This is a genomic window from Massilia sp., assembly GCF_046293535.1.
Lineage (GTDB): Bacteria > Pseudomonadota > Gammaproteobacteria > Burkholderiales > Burkholderiaceae_D > Telluria.
This window is the reverse complement of the sequence record NZ_JBKBOV010000046.1, coordinates 14,613-33,158: the sequence shown is the minus strand read 5'-3', so window position 1 is coordinate 33,158 and position 18,546 is coordinate 14,613. Positions and strand designations below refer to the sequence as shown.

Genomic DNA, 18,546 nt, shown 5'->3' with positions numbered 1-18,546 from the left:
TACGCGCCCGCGGCGCAGCGGGCGCGTGGAGGATGTGTCTTAGACGTTGACGCCGAACGAGCGCGCGAGCGGACCCAGGCCGCCCTTGAAGCCCTGGCCGACGGCGCGGAACTTCCATTCGCCGCCGTGGCGGTAGAGTTCGCCGAAGATCATCGCGGTTTCGGTCGAGCTGTCTTCGGACAGGTCGTAGCGTGCGATCTCGGCTTCGCCGTTGGCGTTCAGGCAGCGGATATAGGCCTTGGCGACCATGCCGAAGTTCTGGCGGCGCGCGTCGGCGTCGTGGATGGTCACGCAGAACGAGACCTTCTCGACCTCGGCCGGGACGCGCGACAGGTCGACCGCGATCTTCTCGTCGTCGCCCTCGCCCTGCCCGGTGGTGTTGTCGCCGGCGTGGACCACCGAACCGTCGCTGGATTTCAGGTTGTTGTAGAAGATGAAGTCGCTGTCGCCGCGCACCTTGGCGTCGGCCTTGAGCATGAATGCGCTGCCGTCCAGGTCGAAGGCCGCGCCGTCGGTGGAACGCGGGTCCCAGCCCAGACCGATGATCACCTTGGTCAGGCCTGGTGCTTCCTTGCTCAGGTTGACGTTGCCGCCTTTTTGCAGACTGATTGCCATACGAACTCCTTGTGTGGTGGGGTTGATCGGTCGCCGATGACGGCGTTAACTATTCGATTGTACACGCTCCGAATTTCACATTACTCACTCTCTTCGCGTCCATACGCATGTGGCCGCTTCGTAACATTCCGGTCATAATTGCCGTCGCAAGGAGGCAGAATGGCAACAATGAAGCAGGTGGCGGAGCGGGTCGGTGTATCGACCTCGACCGTCTCGCACGTGATCAACGGGACCCGGGCCGTGAGCGAAGCCGTGCGCAGGCAGGTGCTGGCCACCATCGACGAGATGGGCTACATCCCGAACGCGATGGCGCGCAGCCTCAAGAACGACAAGAGCCATACCATCGGCGTCTCCATTCCCGACAACACCCATCCCTGCTTCGCCGAGCTGCTGCGCGGGATCGAGGATGCGGCCTTCGAGGTCGGCTACAACATCATGCTGTGCAACGGCTATGGGGATGCCCGGCGCCAGGCCGTTCACCTGCGCAGCCTGAGCGAGAAGCGCATCGACGGCCTGATCCTGGCGGCCGGCGCTGCCGGCGACGAACTGGCCCCGCTGCTGGCCAGCCAGCGGGTGCCGATCGTGCTGGCCGACCATGAGGTCCCGGCGCTGGACACGGATTTCCTCGGTCTCGACCACGAGGCGACCGGCTATGCCGCCACCCGCCACCTGATCGAACTGGGCCACCGCCGCATCGCCTGCGTGGCCGGCCCCCGGGGCGAACCGCACAGCCTGGGACGCATCGCCGGCATGCGCCTTGCCTTGGAGGATGCGGGCATCCCCCTGCCAGATGCCTACCTGGTGCACGCCGCGCCCGATTGCGCCGGCGGCCATGACGCGGTGCGGGGCCTGCTGGCGTTGGGCACGCCGCCGACGGCGGTATTCGCCTGCAACGACCTGATGGCGCTGGGCGGCCTGTGCGCCGCGCAAGAGGCCGGGGTGGCGGTGCCCGGCCGGTTGTCGGTGGTCGGTGGCGACGACCTCGGCATGGCCGCGTTCGCGATGCCACGCTTGAGTTCGGTAGCCCAGCCGACCCATGCGCTGGGCCGGCAGCTGACCGAATTGCTGGTAGGGCGCATCCGTGGCGACGATGGCCCGCGCCGGCACCAGCGCCTGCGCGGCAGCCTGGTGGTGCGCCAGTCGACCGCTGTGCCGGGCAGGGTGGACGGCTTAGCGTGATCTGGTCCACCGGACCAGATCACCCCTACGCTGCGGCACGTTCATCGGCTGGCGCCATTGCCACGACAGGCAACTCGCCCGTCGGTCCCAGGTGCACCATCTGCGCCGGCAGCGCCAGGCGGATCTTCTGCTGGGCGAGCATCGCCACGATGCGCAGGTAGATTTCCTGCTGCACGTCCATGAACACGCGGTAGTCCGGGCTGTCGACGTAATACACGATTTCGAAGGTGTAGGCGGGCGCCGCCAGCGAGGCCAGGTGCGCGCGGTCGAAGCGCACCTGCGCCTGGGCTGTGACGATCTCCTCGAGCAGGCCGGGCAGGGCGCGCAGCGAGGGTTCGGGCGTATCGTAGGTGACGGCCACCTGGAACACCACGCGGCGTTCCTCCATGCGGCGCAGGTTGTGGATGCGGCTCTTGAGCAGGTCGGCGTTCGAGAACACGATCTGCTCGCCGCCCAGGCTGCGCACCCGCGTGGTTTTCAGGCCCACGCTCTCCACCGTGCCGAGCATCTTGTCGACGATGATGAAGTCGCCCACCACGAAGGGCTTGTCCAGCACGATGGAGAGCTTGGCGAACAGGTCGCCCAGGATGCTCTGCACCGCCAGCGCCACGGCGATACCGCCGACCCCCAGGCTGGCCACCAGGGCGGTGATGTTGACGCCCAGGTTATCGAGGGTCATCAGGGCCACCACCGCCCACAGGACCACCCGCAGCAGGAAGGCGATCGCGGTCGACGAGGTGATGCGGTCGGGATCGCCGGCCTGCTCGGCGCGGGTGCCGGCCAGCCAGGCGCGCAGCGCGTGGTCGCCCCAGATCGCGCACTGGATCAGCACCGCGGCGATCGCGGCGCGGCTGATGAACAGGTGCGACCGTTCGGGCAGGGCCAGCAGGCTGGCGCCGGCATACAGGCCGACGACGAGCAGGACCAGCAGGCGGGTCCTGGACAGCGCCGCCACGGCGGCGCCGAGCGCGCGCGAGCCGCCCGGATTGGCCGCCACGAACGAGCGCAGGCGGCGCAGCAGGATCGCCTTGACGGCGTCGAGGCCGGCCACCACCACGGCGGCGGCCACCAACGCCACCAGCCAGTCGGCCATCGGATTACCCAGGAAAACGGTGTCCATGTGTGCTCCCTTCAGGCGGCGCTACGCTGGTCGGCGGCATCGTCCGGCGCTGCCTGCCGTGCGGTTTGCTGTCCCAGGGCCGCCAGGAAACCGTCGCCCCAGCGGGTGACGTCGTGCTCCCCCACGATCATGGCCAGGCGTTCCGCGCGGTAGGCGATCTCGTCGGCGCCCATGGTGAGCGCCTGGTACAGGGTCTCGCTCATGGCATTGGCGTCGTAGGGATTGACCAGCAGGGCGCCATGCAGCTCGACGGCGGCGCCGGCGAACTCGGACAGGATCAGCAGGCCGGGGCGTCCCAGCGCGTGCCGGGTGGCGACATATTCCTTGGCCACCAGGTTGAGGCCGTCGCGCAGCGGCGTGATCCAGGCGATGCCTGCCGCCGCGTAGTGGGCCAGCACGTCTTCGAACGGCAGCGAGCGGTAGAAGTAGCGCACCGGCACCCAGTCGAGCGTCGAGAAGCGGCCGTTGATGCGGCCCACCGTGCGGTCGAGTTCCTCGCGCAGGCTATCGTAGATTTCCATGCCGCTGGCGGCCGGGGTGACGATGTTCAGCAGGGTTACCTTGCCCAGCATTTCAGGATGCCGTTCCAGCATGCGCTCGTAGGCTTCCAGCTTCTCCAGCGAACCCTTGACGTAGTCGAGGCGTTCGATCGATACGATGGCGGTGCGCGGCTGCCCGGCATCCCCGGCCAGGTAGCTGTCGAGCTCCTTCAGCTGGCGCTGTACGTTGTCTTCCTGCGCCAGGCGCGCGATCAGCTTGACGTCGGTGCCGACCGGGTGGGCGCCGAGCGCGACCCGGCGTTCGCCGACCTCGATCGCGGTCGTCATGCGGTCGACCCCGAGGGCGCAGCCGTAGGTCAGGAAGCGCGGCGCGCAAGCCCGGCTGCCCGCGATCTCCACCGGCGCGAACGAGCGCACCGCGTCGACGAAGTTCTCGACGTAGCGCGGCACGTGGAAGCCCACGTAGTCGCATTGCAGCAGGCTGCCGATGATGTCGCGGCGCCATGGCAGGATGTTGAACACGTCGCTCGAAGGGAAGGCGGTGTGGTGGAAGAACGCAATCTTCAGGTCGGGGCGCAGCGGGCGCAGGAAGGCCGGCACCATCCACAGGTTGTAGTCGTGGATCCAGGCGGTGGCGCCGTGGGCGGCCTCGCGCGCGGTCTGCTCGGCGAACAGGCGGTTGACCTCCAGGAAGCGTTCCCAGTGGGCCTGCTTGAACTCGGCCTTGTCCGGGAAGGAGAAGATGATCGGCCAGAAGGCTTCTTTCGAAAACTTCTTGTAGAACAGGTCGATGTCTTCCGGCGTCAGGGCGATGCGGGCCGCCTTCAGCTGCGGATAGCGGGCCGCGTCCACCGCCACGTGCGATTCGAAGCCCTCGGGGGCGCGGCTGTCCTGCTGCGACCAGGCCACCCACGAACCCTTGCGTCCGTCCGCGAAAAAGCTCAGCAGGGTGGGCATGATGCCGTTCGGGCTCTTCGGACGGCGCTGCAGGGTGATGCCGTCCACCGTGATCTCGTCGTAGGGCAGGCGGTGGTAGACCATGACCAGCTCGGCGTCGCCGCAGGCCGGCGCAACCTGGGTGCCGGCGGCGTCGCCGAGCGGCATGCCGTAATGGGCCAGGGCTTCCAGGATGCCGCCGCAGCCTTCCTGGGTGGCCACGTAGACGCGCGCATTCTTGCGCACGCGCTCGACCAGGGCCGGCTCGGCGCCGCCCACCGCCACGCCGCGAAAGCCGGTCTCGAACATCGACAGGTCGTTCAGGGTGTCGCCAGCCACCACCACGCTGGCCGGGTCGAAGCCGGCCGCGGTCACCAGGCGGCGCAGCGCGGCGCCCTTGCCGACTCCGCGCGGCAGCACGTCGAGGTAGCGGCCGGCCGAGAACAGCAGTTCGCAGTCGAGCGCCTCGACCGCCGCCTGCAGCGCCGGGGTGATCGCGTCCTCGGTCGCGAGGAAGGAGCAGCGGCGTTCCTGCGGCACGCTCTGGCGCACCAGTTGCGGGAAGCCGGCCAGGGCGCGCAGCACCGCCTGGCTGCCGGGCCAGTGCGCGGTCAGTTCGCGCTGGATCTGCTCGACCGGGCGCAGCTCGCTGTCGACCACGGTGGCGCCGACGTCGGCGATGATGTAGTCAGGGTTCGGGATGGTGGGATCGCTCAGCAGGGGCATGACGGTTTCCAGGCCGCGTCCGGTGACGAACACCAGGGTGGGGCGGGCGCCGGCGCATACCCCGGCGGCTATGCCGTCGGGCATGCCGGAGAACAGGTCGCGCACACGGCGCCGCGCCTCATGGGTGCCAGCCAATAGCGTGCCGTCGAGGTCGGTGGCGAGCACGAGGCGGGCAGGATCGAGGGGGCGGGACCAGCGTTGCGAGTCGATGACAGTCATGAATCATCCTTTTCTACGATGCGTCCGCGCGCATGTCGGCGGACCGGGTCGGGGCGTGCGCGATCCGCCGGGAGGCGGGCACACCAGGAAATAGGGCAGGCGCAGCGCGCTGGACGCGCCGTCATCTGCCGGCGAAGGGGAACGTGAACAACAGGAAGGAGGGGTGTCTGTCCCCAAAATGCATTTGTACAATAGCATTTTCTGCCGGCATCGACAACCGGCGATCCGGCAGCCGCCGGGAGGGCGCCGGCGGCATTGCAAAACACAATCGAAAAAAAGCTATTGCAAAACTGTCGGGCCGCTACGTATAATGCGGCTCCCCGGGCGGTTAGTTCAGCTGGTTAGAATACTTGGTCGACATCCAAGGGGTCGCAGGTTCGAATCCTGCACCGCCCACCAGACTTCCAGATCGCAGGCTCCCAGCAATGGTCGTAGCCTGCAGAGAAAAGGCGCAGCGGTGTGCCTTTTCTGTGCTGACCAGCCAGGTCAGATTCCTTGCTCTCTCCAGCTACTGCGGAAAACGCAACAGGCCGAGGTCACCTCGATTTATCCTGTTGCGCCGTTGCCGTTTGCGCGCTATACTAGCCGGCTTCGGTATGGGCGCGTCTTTTTTAGCCCATGCTTTTTTAGTAGTACTAATTAGCCCCGCCCAATCGTAGGTGGGAATGGAGAAAAAATGAGCCTGGGCCTCCTCGGTCGCAAGGTTGGCATGATGCGTATCTTCACGGATGACGGCGATTCGATCCCTGTCACCGTGCTGGACGTGTCCAACAACCGTGTTGCGCAAGTCAAAACCCCTGAAACTGATGGCTACACTGCGGTGCAAGTCGTCTTCGGCCAGCGTCGCGCTTCCCGCGTGAACAAGGCCGCTGCTGGTCACTACGCCAAAGCTGGCGTCGAAGCCGGCACGATGCTGCGTGAATTCCGCATCGATTCCACCAAGGCTGCCGAACTCAAAGCCGGCGACGCCATCAATGCTTCGATGTTCGAAGTGGGCCAGAAAATCGACGTGCAGGGCACCTCGATCGGTAAGGGCTACGCCGGTACCATCAAGCGTTACAACTTCGCCTCGGGTCGTCAGACCCACGGTAACTCGCGTTCGCACAACGTTCCTGGCTCCATCGGTATGGCGCAGGATCCGGGCCGCGTGTTCCCTGGCAAGCGCATGACCGGTCACATGGGCGACGTTACCGTCACCACCCAGAACCTGGAAATCGCCCGCATCGACGCTGACCGTCAACTGCTGCTCGTGAAAGGTGCCGTTCCTGGCGCCAAGAACGGCCAGGTGATCGTCAAGCCGGCTGTCAAAACCAAAGCCAAGAAAGGAGCCTAAGTATGGAACTCCAGCTCCTGAATGAGCAAGGTCAAGCTGGCGCCGGCGTTGCAGCTGCCGACACCGTGTTCGGCCGCGAATACAACGAAGCCCTGATCCACCAGGTCGTGGTCGCCTACGCCGCCAACGCGCGCAGCGGCAACCGCAAGCAGAAAGACCGTGAAGAAGTCAGCCACACCACGAAGAAGCCATGGCGCCAGAAGGGCACCGGCCGCGCTCGTGCTGGTATGTCGTCGTCGCCTCTGTGGCGCGGCGGTGGTCGCATCTTCCCGAACACCCCGGACGAGAACTTCTCGCACAAGGTCAACAAGAAGATGTTCCGCGCAGGTATCTGCTCGATCTTCTCGCAGCTGGCCCGCGAAGGCCGTCTGAACGTTGTCGAAAACCTGTCGATCGAAGCTCCGAAGACCAAGCTGCTGTCGCAAAAGCTGCAGGGCATGGGCCTGGAATCGGTCCTGGTGATCACCGACACCATCGATGAAAACCTGGAACTGGCATCGCGCAACCTGCCGAACGTGCTCGTCGTCGAGCCGAAGGCTGCTGACCCGATGTCGCTGGTGTTCTACAAGAAAGTCCTGGTCACCAAAGCTGCTCTGGCCAAGATCGAGGAGATGTACGCATGAGCACCGCTATCAAATTCAGCGAAGAGCGCCTGATGAAGGTGCTGCTGGCTCCGGTTATTTCCGAAAAGGCGACCTTCGTCGCTGAAAAGAACGAACAGATCGTGTTCAAGGTTCTGCCGGATGCAACCAAGCCGGAAATCAAGGCTGCCGTCGAACTGCTGTTCAAGGTCGAAGTGGAATCGGTGCAAACCGTCAACCGCGAAGGCAAGGTCAAGCGTTCGGGCCGTTTCACCGGTCGCCGCAACCACACCAAGCGCGCTTTCGTGGCCCTCAAGCCGGGTCAGGAAATCAATTTTGTCGAGGAGGCTAAATAATGGCACTCGTTAAGATGAAGCCAACCTCCCCAGGCCGCCGCGGCATGGTGAAGGTTGTGAACAGCGACCTGTACAAGGGTCGTCCGTTCGCAGCCCTGGTTGAGAAGAAATCGAAGACTGCTGGCCGTAACAACAACGGTCACATCACCACCCGCCACATCGGCGGTGGCCACAAGCAGCACTACCGTCTGGTCGACTTCAAGCGCCAGAAGGACGGCATCCCTGCCAAGGTCGAGCGTATCGAATACGACCCGAACCGTACCGCGCACATCGCTCTGCTGTGCTACGCGGACGGCGCCCGTGCGTACATCATCGCTCCGAAGGGCGTCGCTGTCGGCGACACCCTGATGAACGGTTCGGAAGCACCGATCAAGGCCGGTAACTGCCTGCCGATCCGCAACATCCCGGTCGGTACCGTGATGCACTGCGTCGAAATGCTGCCGGGCAAAGGCGCACAGATGGCCCGCACCGCCGGCGCCGCTGTCGTCCTGATGGCCCGCGAAGGCACCTACGCCCAGGTTCGCCTGCGCTCGGGTGAAGTCCGCCGCGTGCACATCGAGTGCCGTGCAACCGTGGGTGAAGTCGGCAACGCCGAGCACAGCCTGCGCAAGATCGGTAAAGCCGGTGCGATGCGTTGGCGCGGTGTCCGCCCGACCGTCCGTGGTGTCGTCATGAACCCGATCGACCACCCGCACGGTGGTGGTGAAGGCCGTACGGCAGCAGGTCGCCATCCGGTGTCGCCATGGGGCCAGCAGACCAAGGGCAAGAAGACGCGTTCGAACAAGCGCACTTCGTCGATGATCGTCTCGCGCCGCGGCAAGAAATAAGGGATAACACATGACTCGTTCATTGAAAAAAGGGCCGTTCATTGACGCCCACCTGGTGAAAAAAGTCGAAGCCGCGCAAGCGACCAAAGACAAGAAGCCAGTCAAAACCTGGTCGCGCCGCTCGACGATCACTCCTGACTTCATCGGTCTGACCATCGCCGTGCACAACGGCAAGGTCCACGTGCCGGTGTACGTGTCGGAGAACATGGTCGGCCACAAGCTCGGCGAATTCGCGCTGACCCGTACGTTCAAGGGCCACGCTGCTGACAAGAAGGCGAAACGATAATGGAAACTAAAGCAATCCTCAAAGGCGTTCGCCTGTCGGAACAAAAGGGCCGCCTGGTTGCGGACCTGATCCGCGGCAAGAAAGTTGACGCAGCACTCAACATTCTGCAGTTCAGCCCGAAGAAGGGCGCGACCATCATCAAGAAGGTTCTCGAGTCGGCAATCGCCAACGCGGAACACAACGATGGCGCGGACATCGACGAGCTGAAGGTCGTGCAGATCTACGTTGAAAAGGGCCCGATCCTGAAGCGCTTCACCGCACGTGCGAAGGGCCGCGGCGATCGCATTTCGAAACAATCCTGTCACATCTACGTGACTGTCGGTAACTAAGGGGTCACACGATGGGTCAGAAAATCCACCCAACCGGCTTCCGCCTGGCGGTCACCCGTAACTGGGCGTCGCGCTGGTATGCTGGCAACGGCAACTTCGCCGAAATGCTGAAGGAAGACCTGGAAGCTCGCGCTTTCCTGAAGAAGAAGCTGAAGAACGCTTCGGTCGGCCGTATCGTCATCGAGCGTCCTGCCAAGAACGCGCGCTTCACCATCTACTCGTCGCGTCCTGGCGTCGTGATCGGCAAGAAGGGCGAAGACATCGAAGTGCTGAAGTCGTCGCTGACGAAGATCATGGGCGTGCCCGTGCACGTCAACATCGAAGAGATCCGCAAGCCTGAGATCGATTCGCAGCTGATCGCCGATTCGATCGCCCAGCAGCTCGAAAAGCGCATCATGTTCCGTCGCGCAATGAAGCGCGCGATGCAGAACGCCATGCGTCTGGGCGCCGTCGGCATCAAGATCATGTCGTCGGGCCGCCTGAACGGCATCGAGATCGCACGTACCGAATGGTACCGCGAAGGCCGTGTGCCTCTGCACACCCTGCGCGCCGATATCGACTACGGCACCAGCGAAGCATCGACCACCTACGGCATCATCGGCGTCAAGGTGTGGGTCTACAAGGGCGATCGTTCGGCAACGGGCGAAGCACCTGTGATCGACGTCCCGGCCGACGAGAAGAAGCCACGCGGCCCGCGCCGCGATGATGGCAAGCCTGCCGGCCGTGGCCGTCCGGGCGCCAAGCCAGGTACCGCACCAGCAGGCCGCCGCGCTGCCAAGCCGGCTGCTGAGAAAGCAGGAGAATAAGCATGCTGCAGCCAAACCGCAGAAAGTATCGTAAAGAGCAGAAGGGCCGTAACACCGGCATTTCGCACACCCGCGGCACCTCGGTGTCGTTCGGTGAGTTCGGCCTGAAGGCAGTCGCCCGCGGCCGTATCACCGCACGCCAGATCGAAGCTGCACGTCGTGCGATGACCCGTCACATCAAGCGTGGCGGCCGTATCTGGATCCGTATCTTCCCGGACAAGCCGATCTCGAACAAGCCGGCCGAAGTCCGTATGGGTAACGGTAAGGGTAACCCGGAGTACTACGTCGCTGAAATCCAGCCAGGCAAAGTCCTGTACGAGATGGACGGCGTTGCTGAAGAACTGGCGCGCGAAGCGTTCCGCCTGGCCGCTGCCAAACTGCCGCTGGCGACCACCTTCGTGGTCCGTCAAGTCGGCCAATAACAGGAGTTGAATATGAAAGCATCGGAACTCCGCGGCAAGGACCAGGAAGCGCTGCAGAAGGAGCTGAATGAGCTGCTGAAGGCCCAGTTCGGCCTGCGCATGCAAATCGCTACCCAGCAGCTGGGCAATACCGCGCAGCTCAAGAAAGTACGTCGCGACATCGCGCGTGTGAAGACTGTGATGAACTCGAAGGAAGCCAAATGAACGACACCACTAAAACGGCGCTGAAGCGTACGCTGGTCGGCAAGGTCGTGTCCGACAAGATGGACAAGACGGTGACCGTCCTGATCGAGCGTCACGTGAAGCACCCGCTGTACGGCAAGATCATCGTGCGTTCGAACAAGTATCACGCGCACGACGAGACCAACCAGGTCAAGACCGGCGACACGGTCGAGATCACGGAAGGTCGCCCGATCTCGAAGACGAAGGCCTGGACCGTGACCCGTGTTGTGCAGCAAGCACAGGTCATCTAACGCCTAAAAATTTGTCTTGCGTGGCCCGCTGGTATCTGTGATACTAGCGGGCTTCGTTCATGTGTTGCCGCAGTATGCCCCCGCGCTTCCTGCGGCCTGTAACGAACGTTATTGGAAAGTCCAATCACCCAATCGTATTGCTCCAGCAGGGGCGGTGCGGCGGGACCAAGACTGACCGCAGGCCCACGGTTTCCGTGGGGTTTTCTACGGCTTAAGTTGGGAAAGAAAATACTATGATTCAAACCGAAAGCCGGCTCGAAGTGGCCGACAACACCGGTGCCAAGGAAGTTCTGTGCATCAAGGTGTTGGGCGGCTCGAAGCGCCGTTATGCGAGCATTGGCGACATCATCAAGGTCACCGTGAAGGTGGCTGCGCCGCGTGGTCGCGTCAAGAAGGGCGAAATTTACAACGCCGTGGTTGTGCGTACCGCTAAAGGTGTGCGCCGCCAGGACGGTTCCCTGGTGAAGTTCGATGGCAATGCCGCCGTCCTGCTGAACAGCAAGCTGGAGCCGATCGGTACCCGTATCTTTGGACCGGTCACGCGCGAACTGCGTACCGAGAAGTTCATGAAGATCGTGTCCCTGGCACCTGAAGTTCTGTAAGGAGTCGACATGGATAAGATTCGTAAAAACGACGAAGTCATCGTTCTGGCCGGTAAGGACAAGGGCAAGCGTGGCGTCGTTCAGAAGCGTGTAGACGCTGAACACGTCATCGTTGAAGGCGTCAACGTCGCTAAGAAAGCGACCAAGCCGAACCCGATGACCGGTGTTACTGGTGGTATCGTCGACAAGACTATGCCGATTCACGTGTCGAACGTCGCGCTGTTCAATGCTGCGACCGGCAAGGCAGATCGCGTTGGCTTCAAAGATGTGGACGGCAAGAAAGTCCGCGTTTTCAAGTCGAACGGCGAAGTAGTGAAGGGGTAAGATAAATGGCCCGTCTCCAACAAATTTACAAAGACAAAATCGTCGCCGAACTGACCGAGAAATTCGGCTACAAGTCGGTGATGGAAGTCCCGCGCCTGACCAAGATCACCCTGAACATGGGTCTGTCGGAAGCAGTCGCCGACAAGAAGGTCATCGAGCACGCCACTGGCGACCTGACCAAGATCGCCGGCCAGAAGCCGGTCGTGACCAAGGCACGCAAGGCAATCGCAGGTTTCAAGATCCGCGAAGGCTACCCGATCGGCACGATGGTCACCCTGCGTGGCAATCGCATGTACGAATTCCTGGATCGCTTCATCACCGTGGCCCTGCCGCGCGTGCGTGACTTCCGTGGTGTGAACGGCAAATCCTTCGATGGCCGTGGCAACTACAACATCGGCGTCAAAGAGCAGATCATCTTCCCGGAAATCGATTACGACAAGATCGATGCGCTGCGTGGCATGAACATCTCGATCACCACCACCGCTAAGACCGACGAAGAAGCCAAAGCGCTGCTCGCCGCCTTCAAATTCCCGTTCAGGAACTAAGAGCATGGCAAAACTTGCACTGATTAACCGCGAACAGAAGCGTGCAGACCTGGTGGAGAAATTCGCCGCAAAGCGTGCAGCTCTGAAAGCAATCATCGACGACCAGTCGAAGTCGGAAGAAGAACGTTACGAAGCGCGCCTGAAGCTGCAGGCTCTGCCGCGTAACTCGGCGCCGACCCGCCAGCGTAACCGCTGCGCCATGACCGGCCGTCCACGTGGCACCTTCCGTAAATTCGGTCTGGCCCGTACCAAACTCCGCGAATTCGCCATGAAAGGCGAAATCCCGGGTATGACCAAAGCTAGCTGGTAATAGGAGAGATAAGCAATGAGTATGAGCGATCCTATCGCCGATATGCTGACCCGCATCCGCAACGCACAGACCGTTTCGAAGACCACCGTCAACATGCCGTCGTCGAAAGTCAAAGTTGCGATCGCCAACGTCCTGAAGGACGAGGGTTACATCGAAGATTTCGCCGTGACCACCGAAGGTGGCAAGGCTGAACTGAAAATCGGTTTGAAGTATTACACCGGCCGTCCGGTCATCGAGCGCATCGAGCGCGTGTCCCGTCCTGGCCTGCGCGTCTACAAGGGCAAGAACGAAATCCCGTCGGTCATGAATGGCCTGGGCGTGGCAATCGTCTCGACCCCGCAAGGCGTGATGACCGATCGCAAGGCACGTGCTACCGGCGTCGGTGGCGAAGTGCTGTGCTACGTGGCTTAAGGAGTAGACATGTCTCGAGTAGCTAAGATGCCAGTCGCCGTCCCGGCAGGTACCGATGTCGCGATCACCGCGTCGTCGATCACCGTCAAGGGCCCGCTCGGCACCCTGACCCAGTCGCTGAACGGCCTGGTCAAAGTGGAAAACAACAACGGCACGCTGACTTTCAACGTGGTGGACGATTCGCGTGAATCGAACGCCATGTCGGGTACCCTGCGCGCCCTGGTCAACAACATGGTTACCGGCGTCACCAAGGGCTTCGAGAAGAAGCTGAACCTGGTGGGCGTGGGCTACAAGGCAGCTGTGCAGGGCAACGCCCTGAACCTGTCGCTGGGCTTCTCGCACCCGGTGCTGCACGCGATGCCGGAAGGCGTCACTGCGACCACCCCGACCCCGACCGAAATCGTGATCAAGGGTATCGATCGCCAGAAGGTCGGCCAGACGGCCGCTGAAGTGCGCGCTTACCGCGCTCCTGAGCCTTACAAGGGCAAGGGCGTCCGTTATTCGGACGAAGTGGTGAAGCTTAAAGAAACCAAGAAGAAATAATCGGAGCTGACATGGACAAGAAACAATCGCGTCTGCGTCGCGGACGTCAAACCCGCATCAAGATCGCCCAGCTGGGCGTGAACCGTCTGTCGGTTCACCGCACCAACCTGCACATCTATGCGAACCTGATCAGCCCGGACGCTAAGGTGCTGGTGTCGGCCTCGACGCTGGAAGCTGAAGTGCGTGCCGAACTGGCAGGCAAGACCGGCGCCGGCGGCAACGCTGCCGCTGCTGCCCTGGTTGGCAAGCGCGTCGCAGAGAAGGCACTGAAAGCAGGAATCACCGAAGTCGCATTCGACCGTTCGGGTTTCCGTTACCACGGCCGTGTGAAGGCGCTGGCGGAAGCCGCGCGTGAAGCCGGTCTGAAGTTCTAAGGAAGAATCGTCATGGCAAAAATGCAAGCGAAAATGGCAAGCGACAAGCCGGATGATGGCATGCGCGAGAAAATGATCGCGATCAACCGCGTCACCAAAGTGGTGAAGGGTGGTCGTATCATGGGTTTTGCAGCGCTGACCGTTGTCGGTGACGGCGATGGCCGCATCGGCATGGGCAAGGGCAAGTCGAAGGAAGTTCCTGTCGGCGTGCAAAAAGCGATGGAAGAAGCCCGCCGCAACCTGATCAAGGTGCCCCTCAAGAACGGTACGCTGCACCACACCGTTACCGGTCGTCACGGCGCCTCGCGCGTCATGATGATGCCGGCCAAGCCTGGTACCGGCGTCATCGCTGGTGGCGCAATGCGCGCTATCTTCGAGGTGATGGGCGTGACCGACGTGGTCGCCAAGTCGACCGGTTCGTCGAACCCGTACAACCTGGTTCGCGCAACCCTCGACGGCCTGTCGAAAATGAGCACTGCATCCGACGTCGCTGCCAAGCGCGGCAAGTCGGTTGAAGACATCCTGGGTTAAGGGGAACAAACATGGCAAACACTGTCAAAGTCAAGCTCGTCAAGGGCCTGATCGGTACCCGTCAGGATCACCGTGCTACCGTCCGCGGCCTGGGTCTGCGTCGTGTCAACTCGGTTTCCGAGCTGCAGGACACCCCGTCCGTGCGTGGCATGATCAACAAAGTCGCGTACCTCGTTAAAGTTGTTTCGTAAGCCGCGGCTTACGTACGGAGAAATCAATGGAACTCAATACCATTCAACCAGCTGACGGCGCCAAGCACGCGAAGCGTCGCGTTGGCCGCGGTATCGGCTCGGGCCTGGGCAAGACTGCCGGCCGCGGTCACAAGGGTCAGAAATCGCGTTCGGGCGGCTTCCACAAAGTCGGCTTCGAAGGCGGTCAGATGCCTCTGCAGCGTCGTCTGCCGAAGCGTGGCTTCAAGTCGCTGAACGCAAGCTTCAAGGCTGAAGTTCGTCTGTCGGACCTGAACAACCTGGCGGTCGGCGAAATCGACATCCTGGTGCTCAAGCAAGCAGGCATCCTGCCGGTGGTGGCACGCGACGTGCGCGTCATCCTGTCGGGCGAGATCACCAAAGCGGTGACCCTCAAGGGCCTGAAGGCAACTGCCGGCGCGAAAGCGGCGATCGAAGCAGCTGGCGGTTCGGTCGCTTAATTGCGGCCCTGCCTGATCGGAGCAAAAATTGGCGACTAATTCACAACTTGGTAAAAGCGCCGCTTCCGGCTTCCCCTGGGGTCGGCTGTGGTTTTTGCTTGGCGCATTGGTCGTGTACCGCATCGGTGCTCATATCCCGGTCCCCGGGATTGACCCGGTGCAGCTGGCAGCGCTGTTCAAGCAGAACGAAGGTGGCATCCTGGGCATGTTCAACATGTTCTCGGGTGGCGCCCTGTCCCGCTTTACCGTGTTCGCCCTCGGCATCATGCCTTACATTTCGGCTTCGATCATCATGCAGCTTGCATCGATCGTCTCGCCGCAACTCGAGGCGCTGAAGAAAGAGGGCGAATCCGGCCGCCGCAAGATCACCCAGTACACCCGTTACTTCACGGTGGCACTGGCACTGTTCCAGGCGTTCGGTATCGCGGTCGCGCTCGAAGCGCAGCCTGGCCTCGTGCTCGATCCGGGCATGGCCTTCCGCTTCGTCACGGTGGTGACGCTCCTGACCGGCACCATGTTCCTCATGTGGCTGGGCGAGCAGATCACCGAGCGTGGTCTTGGCAACGGTATTTCGATCATCATTTTTGCCGGTATCGCAGCAGGTCTGCCGTCGGCCCTGGGTGGCTTGTTCACTCTGGTCTCGAACGGTTCGATCAGCAGCATCGCCGCGATCATCATCGTCATTCTGGTGGTGGCCGTGACGTATGCCGTCGTGTTCGTGGAACGCGGGCAGCGCAAGATCCTGGTCAATTACGCTAAACGCCAAGTCGGCAACAAGATCTACGGTGGCCAAACCAGCCACCTGCCCTTGAAGCTGAACATGGCCGGCGTGATCCCACCGATCTTCGCCTCCTCGATCATCCTGTTCCCGGCGACGATCGTCGACTGGTTCACGCGCGGCAAGGACGCCAGCGGCCCGGTTATCGGGTTCCTGAAAGACCTTGCAGCGTCGATGTCGCCAGGCGAGCCGATCCACGCGTTGCTGTATGCGGTGGCGATTGTGTTCTTCTGCTTCTTCTACACGGCGCTGGTATTCAACAGCAAGGAAACGGCGGACAACTTGAAGAAGAGCGGCGCGTTTGTTCCGGGCATCCGTCCGGGCGAGCAGACTGCACGCTACATCGACAAGATCCTGATGCGCCTGACCCTGGCCGGTGCGGTCTATATCACCCTGGTGTGCCTGGTGCCGGAGTTCATGACCGCCCAGTGGAAAGTTCCTTTCTACTTCGGTGGCACGTCGCTCCTCATCGTTGTTGTGGTGACGATGGACTTCATGGCACAAGTGCAGAACTACGTCATGTCGCAGCAATATGATTCGCTGCTGCGCAAGGCGAATTTCAAGGGCGGAATTCCGTCGCGTTAAGCGGGGAAGGCATAGACCGAATGGCAAAAGACGACGTCATCCAAATGCAAGGGGAGATTCTGGAGAATCTCCCGAACGCAACATTTCGCGTGAAGCTGGAAAACGGGCACGTGGTTCTGGGACATATCTCGGGTAAAATGCGCATGAATTACATCCGCATTCTCCCGGGTGACAAGGTAACGGTGGAACTGACTCCGTACGACCTGTCCCGGGCCCGCATTGTGTTCCGCACCAAGTAAAAATTATCAAAGTAAACGAACCGAAGAGAGTGCAAAATGAAAGTTAACGCTTCAGTCAAGCGGATCTGCCGCAACTGCAAGATCATCAAGCGCAAGGGCGTGGTCCGTGTGATCTGCGTCGAGCCGCGTCACAAGCAGCGTCAAGGTTAATTTCGAGGAATAACGAATGGCACGTATTGCAGGGGTTAACATCCCAAATCATCAGCACACCGTGATCGGCCTGACGGCTATCTACGGCATCGGCCGTCCGCGTTCGCAGAAGATCTGCGACGCTACCGGCATCGCTACCAACAAGAAGGTCAAGGACCTCGACGATAACGAACTCGAGAAGCTGCGTGACGAAGTTGCGAAGTTTGTCGTGGAAGGCGACCTGCGCCGCGAACTGTCCATGAACATCAAGCGTCTGATGGACCTGGGCTGCTACCGCGGCATGCGTCACCGCAAGGGCCTGCCAGTGCGCGGTCAGCGTACCCGCACCAATGCTCGTACCCGCAAGGGCCCGCGCAAGGCAGCTCAATCGCTCAAGAAATAATCTAGGAACCGACCATGGCCAAGCAACAGAGCAGCGCAGCCGCAGCAGCAGCCCGCGCACGCAAGAAAGTCAAGAAGAACGTCGCCGAGGGCATCGCCCACGTGCACGCGTCCTTCAACAACACCATCATCACGATCACCGACCGTCAGGGCAATGCTCTGTCGTGGGCAACCTCCGGCGGCGCCGGCTTCAAGGGTTCGCGCAAATCGACCCCGTTCGCAGCGCAGGTTGCTGCCGAAGCCGCAGGCAAGGTCGCTCAGGAATCGGGCGTGAAGAACCTGGAAGTGCGTATCAAGGGCCCAGGCCCGGGCCGTGAGTCGGCTGTGCGTGCACTGAACAACCTGGGCATCAAGATCACCGAGATCCAGGACGTTACCCCGGTTCCGCACAACGGCTGCCGTCCGCCGAAGCGTCGTCGTATCTAATCGATACGGCGCGCCGGCGGCAACGCTGACGCTGAAGCAGGGCGCTCTTCGGGGCGTCCTGCGTCGCGAAAAGCCAACGACGGGGCCTTGCGCCCCGTTGTGTTTTACCAGATTGACCGGTGTAGTAGCCCAAAAATGGGTTATACTGCCCGGCTCTTGTCGTCTGCCGTTTCTACGGCGGGCGTTTTTCAAGCCACGTCCGCTCTCATCGAGAAGTGGACTAGCGCCTGCCGCATCGCTCGCGATGCCTCCGGGGCGTGATTACTACATCAAAGGATTCAACGTGGCACGTTATATCGGACCAAAAGCAAAACTGTCGCGCCGTGAAGGCACCGACCTGTTCCTGAAGAGCGCACGCCGCTCGCTCGACTCGAAGTGCAAACTGGACGTCAAGCCAGGCCAGCACGGCGTCAAGTCGGGTGCCCGCACCTCGGACTACGGCAACCAGCTGCGTGAAAAGCAGAAGGTCAAGCGCATCTACGGCGTGCTCGAGCGCCAGTTCCGCCGCTACTTCGCTGAAGCATCGCGCCGCAAGGGCAACACCGGCGAAACCCTGCTGAAGCTGCTGGAATCGCGCCTGGACAACGTCTGCTACCGCATGGGCTTCGGCTCGACCCGCGCCGAAGCGCGCCAGCTGGTGAGCCACAAGGCCTTCACCGTCAACGGTAACGTCGTGAACATCGCTTCGTACCAGGTCAAGACCGGCGACGTGATCGCCGTGCGCGAAAAGGCCAAGAAGCAAGTGCGTATCGCTGAAGCGCTGTCGCTGGCCGAGCAAGTCGGTTTCCCGAGCTGGGTCTCGGTCGATGCCAAGAAGTTCGAAGGCACCTTCCGTTCGTTCCCGGAGCGTAACGAGATCGCTGCAGACGTCAACGAAGCGCTGATCGTCGAACTGTACTCGCGTTAATTGACATTTTGGGCGACGCAAGTCGTTCAAAATGTCACCCCGGCGCAGGCCGGGGCCCAAGTTTGGTGGCCCAGCCACGAACT

30 protein-coding genes and 1 tRNA gene are annotated in these 18,546 nt (G+C 61.9%); 28 read left to right on the top strand and 3 right to left on the bottom strand.

The annotated features are described in order from the left end of the window. Nucleotides 1-39: 39 nt before the first annotated feature. Nucleotides 40-615, bottom strand: coding sequence for a TerD family protein (locus ACK4S9_RS19700; RefSeq protein ID WP_409729076.1), 576 nt, complete (start codon nt 613-615; stop codon nt 40-42). 159 nt (nt 616-774) lie between these two features. Here ACK4S9_RS19700 and ACK4S9_RS19695 point away from each other — a divergent pair, with 159 nt between their 5' ends. Next, a complete protein-coding gene (locus ACK4S9_RS19695) occupies nt 775-1,794 on the top strand; it encodes a LacI family DNA-binding transcriptional regulator (RefSeq protein WP_409729074.1) in 1,020 nt (339 codons plus the stop codon). Between the two features lie 25 nt (nt 1,795-1,819). Here ACK4S9_RS19695 and ACK4S9_RS19690 read toward each other — a convergent pair whose 3' ends face one another. Together ACK4S9_RS19690 and ggpS are read right to left on the bottom strand one after the other, a co-directional pair. After that, nucleotides 1,820-2,914, bottom strand: coding sequence for a mechanosensitive ion channel family protein (locus ACK4S9_RS19690; protein ID WP_409729072.1), 1,095 nt, complete (start codon nt 2,912-2,914; stop codon nt 1,820-1,822). Nucleotides 2,915-2,925: 11 nt separating this feature from the next. After that, nucleotides 2,926-5,295 carry a glucosylglycerol-phosphate synthase gene (ggpS, locus tag ACK4S9_RS19685; RefSeq protein ID WP_409729070.1) on the bottom strand — a complete coding sequence of 790 codons (2,370 nt, stop codon included), beginning with the start codon at nt 5,293-5,295 and terminating at the stop codon, nt 2,926-2,928. 322 nt (nt 5,296-5,617) lie between these two features. On the opposite strand from ggpS, the gene ACK4S9_RS19680 reads away from it, so the two are divergent. The 27 genes from ACK4S9_RS19680 to rpsD all read left to right on the top strand — a co-directional run bounded on the left by ACK4S9_RS19680 (nt 5,618) and on the right by rpsD (nt 18,463). Continuing rightward, nucleotides 5,618-5,694 (top strand) — tRNA-Val (locus ACK4S9_RS19680). A gap of 277 nt (nt 5,695-5,971) precedes the next feature. Then, nucleotides 5,972-6,628 (top strand): 50S ribosomal protein L3, encoded by a 657-nt coding sequence (gene rplC / locus ACK4S9_RS19675; RefSeq protein WP_409729068.1) that lies wholly within the window; start codon nt 5,972-5,974, stop codon nt 6,626-6,628. A 2-nt stretch (nt 6,629-6,630) separates the two neighbouring features. Next, nucleotides 6,631-7,251 (top strand): 50S ribosomal protein L4, encoded by a 621-nt coding sequence (gene rplD / locus ACK4S9_RS19670; protein WP_036246292.1) that lies wholly within the window; start codon nt 6,631-6,633, stop codon nt 7,249-7,251. Then, nucleotides 7,248-7,565 (top strand): 50S ribosomal protein L23, encoded by a 318-nt coding sequence (gene rplW, locus ACK4S9_RS19665; protein ID WP_027867259.1) that lies wholly within the window; start codon nt 7,248-7,250, stop codon nt 7,563-7,565. Before rplD ends, rplW begins: the two co-directional genes overlap by 4 nt. Then, nucleotides 7,565-8,392 carry a 50S ribosomal protein L2 gene (rplB, locus tag ACK4S9_RS19660; RefSeq protein WP_258826436.1) on the top strand — a complete coding sequence of 276 codons (828 nt, stop codon included), beginning with the start codon at nt 7,565-7,567 and terminating at the stop codon, nt 8,390-8,392. The genes rplW and rplB overlap by 1 nt, the downstream gene beginning before the upstream one ends. A 10-nt stretch (nt 8,393-8,402) precedes the next feature. Next, the gene (gene rpsS, locus ACK4S9_RS19655; RefSeq protein ID WP_005663463.1) at nt 8,403-8,678 is read left to right on the top strand and encodes a 30S ribosomal protein S19; all 276 of its coding nucleotides are present in this window, start codon (nt 8,403-8,405) and stop codon (nt 8,676-8,678) included. Continuing rightward, entirely contained in the window at nt 8,675-9,007 is a 333-nt protein-coding gene (rplV, locus tag ACK4S9_RS19650) for a 50S ribosomal protein L22 (RefSeq protein ID WP_171085678.1), read from the top strand. Before rpsS ends, rplV begins: the two co-directional genes overlap by 4 nt. An 11-nt stretch (nt 9,008-9,018) precedes the next feature. Then, nucleotides 9,019-9,813: a 30S ribosomal protein S3 gene (rpsC, locus tag ACK4S9_RS19645; protein ID WP_036208959.1), complete on the top strand. Its 795-nt coding sequence runs from the start codon at nt 9,019-9,021 to the stop codon at nt 9,811-9,813. Between the two features lie 2 nt (nt 9,814-9,815). Then, nucleotides 9,816-10,235, top strand: coding sequence for a 50S ribosomal protein L16 (rplP, locus tag ACK4S9_RS19640; RefSeq protein WP_027867255.1), 420 nt, complete (start codon nt 9,816-9,818; stop codon nt 10,233-10,235). 12 nt (nt 10,236-10,247) lie between these two features. Further along, entirely contained in the window at nt 10,248-10,439 is a 192-nt protein-coding gene (gene rpmC, locus ACK4S9_RS19635) for a 50S ribosomal protein L29 (RefSeq protein WP_027867254.1), read from the top strand. Continuing rightward, nucleotides 10,436-10,708 carry a 30S ribosomal protein S17 gene (gene rpsQ / locus ACK4S9_RS19630; protein WP_027867253.1) on the top strand — a complete coding sequence of 91 codons (273 nt, stop codon included), beginning with the start codon at nt 10,436-10,438 and terminating at the stop codon, nt 10,706-10,708. The genes rpmC and rpsQ overlap by 4 nt, the downstream gene beginning before the upstream one ends. A 233-nt stretch (nt 10,709-10,941) precedes the next feature. Next, a complete protein-coding gene (gene rplN, locus ACK4S9_RS19625; RefSeq protein WP_211519064.1) occupies nt 10,942-11,310 on the top strand; it encodes a 50S ribosomal protein L14 in 369 nt (122 codons plus the stop codon). 9 nt (nt 11,311-11,319) lie between these two features. Then, a complete protein-coding gene (gene rplX, locus ACK4S9_RS19620; RefSeq protein ID WP_036208955.1) occupies nt 11,320-11,634 on the top strand; it encodes a 50S ribosomal protein L24 in 315 nt (104 codons plus the stop codon). 5 nt (nt 11,635-11,639) lie between these two features. Next, nucleotides 11,640-12,179 (top strand): 50S ribosomal protein L5, encoded by a 540-nt coding sequence (rplE, locus tag ACK4S9_RS19615; protein ID WP_258826433.1) that lies wholly within the window; start codon nt 11,640-11,642, stop codon nt 12,177-12,179. Between the two features lie 4 nt (nt 12,180-12,183). Further along, a complete protein-coding gene (gene rpsN, locus ACK4S9_RS19610; RefSeq protein WP_005663444.1) occupies nt 12,184-12,489 on the top strand; it encodes a 30S ribosomal protein S14 in 306 nt (101 codons plus the stop codon). Nucleotides 12,490-12,504: 15 nt separating this feature from the next. Continuing rightward, on the top strand, nt 12,505-12,900 hold the full coding sequence (gene rpsH / locus ACK4S9_RS19605) for a 30S ribosomal protein S8 (protein WP_027867250.1): 396 nt from the start codon (nt 12,505-12,507) through the stop codon (nt 12,898-12,900). Between the two features lie 9 nt (nt 12,901-12,909). Continuing rightward, nucleotides 12,910-13,443 carry a 50S ribosomal protein L6 gene (gene rplF, locus ACK4S9_RS19600; protein WP_409729062.1) on the top strand — a complete coding sequence of 178 codons (534 nt, stop codon included), beginning with the start codon at nt 12,910-12,912 and terminating at the stop codon, nt 13,441-13,443. Between the two features lie 11 nt (nt 13,444-13,454). After that, nucleotides 13,455-13,817: a 50S ribosomal protein L18 gene (gene rplR / locus ACK4S9_RS19595; protein ID WP_005663438.1), complete on the top strand. Its 363-nt coding sequence runs from the start codon at nt 13,455-13,457 to the stop codon at nt 13,815-13,817. Nucleotides 13,818-13,829: 12 nt separating this feature from the next. Beyond that, a complete protein-coding gene (gene rpsE / locus ACK4S9_RS19590) occupies nt 13,830-14,348 on the top strand; it encodes a 30S ribosomal protein S5 (protein ID WP_409729060.1) in 519 nt (172 codons plus the stop codon). Nucleotides 14,349-14,359: 11 nt separating this feature from the next. Next, the gene (gene rpmD, locus ACK4S9_RS19585; RefSeq protein ID WP_036246278.1) at nt 14,360-14,539 is read left to right on the top strand and encodes a 50S ribosomal protein L30; all 180 of its coding nucleotides are present in this window, start codon (nt 14,360-14,362) and stop codon (nt 14,537-14,539) included. A 26-nt stretch (nt 14,540-14,565) separates the two neighbouring features. Then, entirely contained in the window at nt 14,566-14,997 is a 432-nt protein-coding gene (rplO, locus tag ACK4S9_RS19580; RefSeq protein WP_258826430.1) for a 50S ribosomal protein L15, read from the top strand. A 28-nt stretch (nt 14,998-15,025) separates the two neighbouring features. After that, a complete protein-coding gene (gene secY, locus ACK4S9_RS19575; RefSeq protein ID WP_409729058.1) occupies nt 15,026-16,360 on the top strand; it encodes a preprotein translocase subunit SecY in 1,335 nt (444 codons plus the stop codon). 20 nt (nt 16,361-16,380) lie between these two features. Continuing rightward, nucleotides 16,381-16,599, top strand: coding sequence for a translation initiation factor IF-1 (infA, locus tag ACK4S9_RS19570; RefSeq protein WP_005663428.1), 219 nt, complete (start codon nt 16,381-16,383; stop codon nt 16,597-16,599). 36 nt (nt 16,600-16,635) lie between these two features. Continuing rightward, entirely contained in the window at nt 16,636-16,749 is a 114-nt protein-coding gene (gene rpmJ / locus ACK4S9_RS19565) for a 50S ribosomal protein L36 (protein WP_005663407.1), read from the top strand. 16 nt (nt 16,750-16,765) lie between these two features. Then, on the top strand, nt 16,766-17,131 hold the full coding sequence (rpsM, locus tag ACK4S9_RS19560; RefSeq protein ID WP_036208931.1) for a 30S ribosomal protein S13: 366 nt from the start codon (nt 16,766-16,768) through the stop codon (nt 17,129-17,131). Nucleotides 17,132-17,145: 14 nt separating this feature from the next. After that, nucleotides 17,146-17,556 (top strand): 30S ribosomal protein S11, encoded by a 411-nt coding sequence (gene rpsK / locus ACK4S9_RS19555; RefSeq protein WP_027867243.1) that lies wholly within the window; start codon nt 17,146-17,148, stop codon nt 17,554-17,556. 283 nt (nt 17,557-17,839) lie between these two features. Next, nucleotides 17,840-18,463: a 30S ribosomal protein S4 gene (gene rpsD, locus ACK4S9_RS19550; RefSeq protein WP_027867242.1), complete on the top strand. Its 624-nt coding sequence runs from the start codon at nt 17,840-17,842 to the stop codon at nt 18,461-18,463. Nucleotides 18,464-18,546: the final 83 nt, after the last annotated feature.

Bases quoted from the DNA above. Each gene is read 5' to 3' on its own strand.
- rplC (WP_409729068.1), top strand. From the start codon at position 5,972: ATGAGCCTGGGCCTCCTCGGTCGCAAGGTTGGCATGATGCGTATCTTC.
- rplB (WP_258826436.1), top strand. From the start codon at position 7,565: ATGGCACTCGTTAAGATGAAGCCAACCTCCCCAGGCCGCCGCGGCATG.
- infA (WP_005663428.1), top strand. From the start codon at position 16,381: ATGGCAAAAGACGACGTCATCCAAATGCAAGGGGAGATTCTGGAGAAT.
- rpsQ (WP_027867253.1), top strand. From the start codon at position 10,436: ATGAACGACACCACTAAAACGGCGCTGAAGCGTACGCTGGTCGGCAAG.
- rplX (WP_036208955.1), top strand. From the start codon at position 11,320: ATGGATAAGATTCGTAAAAACGACGAAGTCATCGTTCTGGCCGGTAAG.
- ggpS (WP_409729070.1), bottom strand. From the start codon at position 5,295: ATGACTGTCATCGACTCGCAACGCTGGTCCCGCCCCCTCGATCCTGCC.
- rpsK (WP_027867243.1), top strand. From the start codon at position 17,146: ATGGCCAAGCAACAGAGCAGCGCAGCCGCAGCAGCAGCCCGCGCACGC.
- rplD (WP_036246292.1), top strand. From the start codon at position 6,631: ATGGAACTCCAGCTCCTGAATGAGCAAGGTCAAGCTGGCGCCGGCGTT.
- rpmC (WP_027867254.1), top strand. From the start codon at position 10,248: ATGAAAGCATCGGAACTCCGCGGCAAGGACCAGGAAGCGCTGCAGAAG.
- rplR (WP_005663438.1), top strand. From the start codon at position 13,455: ATGGACAAGAAACAATCGCGTCTGCGTCGCGGACGTCAAACCCGCATC.
- rplE (WP_258826433.1), top strand. From the start codon at position 11,640: ATGGCCCGTCTCCAACAAATTTACAAAGACAAAATCGTCGCCGAACTG.
- rplP (WP_027867255.1), top strand. From the start codon at position 9,816: ATGCTGCAGCCAAACCGCAGAAAGTATCGTAAAGAGCAGAAGGGCCGT.
- rplO (WP_258826430.1), top strand. From the start codon at position 14,566: ATGGAACTCAATACCATTCAACCAGCTGACGGCGCCAAGCACGCGAAG.
- rplN (WP_211519064.1), top strand. From the start codon at position 10,942: ATGATTCAAACCGAAAGCCGGCTCGAAGTGGCCGACAACACCGGTGCC.
- ACK4S9_RS19700 (WP_409729076.1), bottom strand. From the start codon at position 615: ATGGCAATCAGTCTGCAAAAAGGCGGCAACGTCAACCTGAGCAAGGAA.
- rpsC (WP_036208959.1), top strand. From the start codon at position 9,019: ATGGGTCAGAAAATCCACCCAACCGGCTTCCGCCTGGCGGTCACCCGT.
- rpmD (WP_036246278.1), top strand. From the start codon at position 14,360: ATGGCAAACACTGTCAAAGTCAAGCTCGTCAAGGGCCTGATCGGTACC.
- rpsN (WP_005663444.1), top strand. From the start codon at position 12,184: ATGGCAAAACTTGCACTGATTAACCGCGAACAGAAGCGTGCAGACCTG.
- rplW (WP_027867259.1), top strand. From the start codon at position 7,248: ATGAGCACCGCTATCAAATTCAGCGAAGAGCGCCTGATGAAGGTGCTG.
- rpmJ (WP_005663407.1), top strand. From the start codon at position 16,636: ATGAAAGTTAACGCTTCAGTCAAGCGGATCTGCCGCAACTGCAAGATC.
- rpsM (WP_036208931.1), top strand. From the start codon at position 16,766: ATGGCACGTATTGCAGGGGTTAACATCCCAAATCATCAGCACACCGTG.
- ACK4S9_RS19695 (WP_409729074.1), top strand. From the start codon at position 775: ATGGCAACAATGAAGCAGGTGGCGGAGCGGGTCGGTGTATCGACCTCG.
- rplF (WP_409729062.1), top strand. From the start codon at position 12,910: ATGTCTCGAGTAGCTAAGATGCCAGTCGCCGTCCCGGCAGGTACCGAT.
- rpsE (WP_409729060.1), top strand. From the start codon at position 13,830: ATGGCAAAAATGCAAGCGAAAATGGCAAGCGACAAGCCGGATGATGGC.
- rpsH (WP_027867250.1), top strand. From the start codon at position 12,505: ATGAGTATGAGCGATCCTATCGCCGATATGCTGACCCGCATCCGCAAC.
- rpsS (WP_005663463.1), top strand. From the start codon at position 8,403: ATGACTCGTTCATTGAAAAAAGGGCCGTTCATTGACGCCCACCTGGTG.
- ACK4S9_RS19690 (WP_409729072.1), bottom strand. From the start codon at position 2,914: ATGGACACCGTTTTCCTGGGTAATCCGATGGCCGACTGGCTGGTGGCG.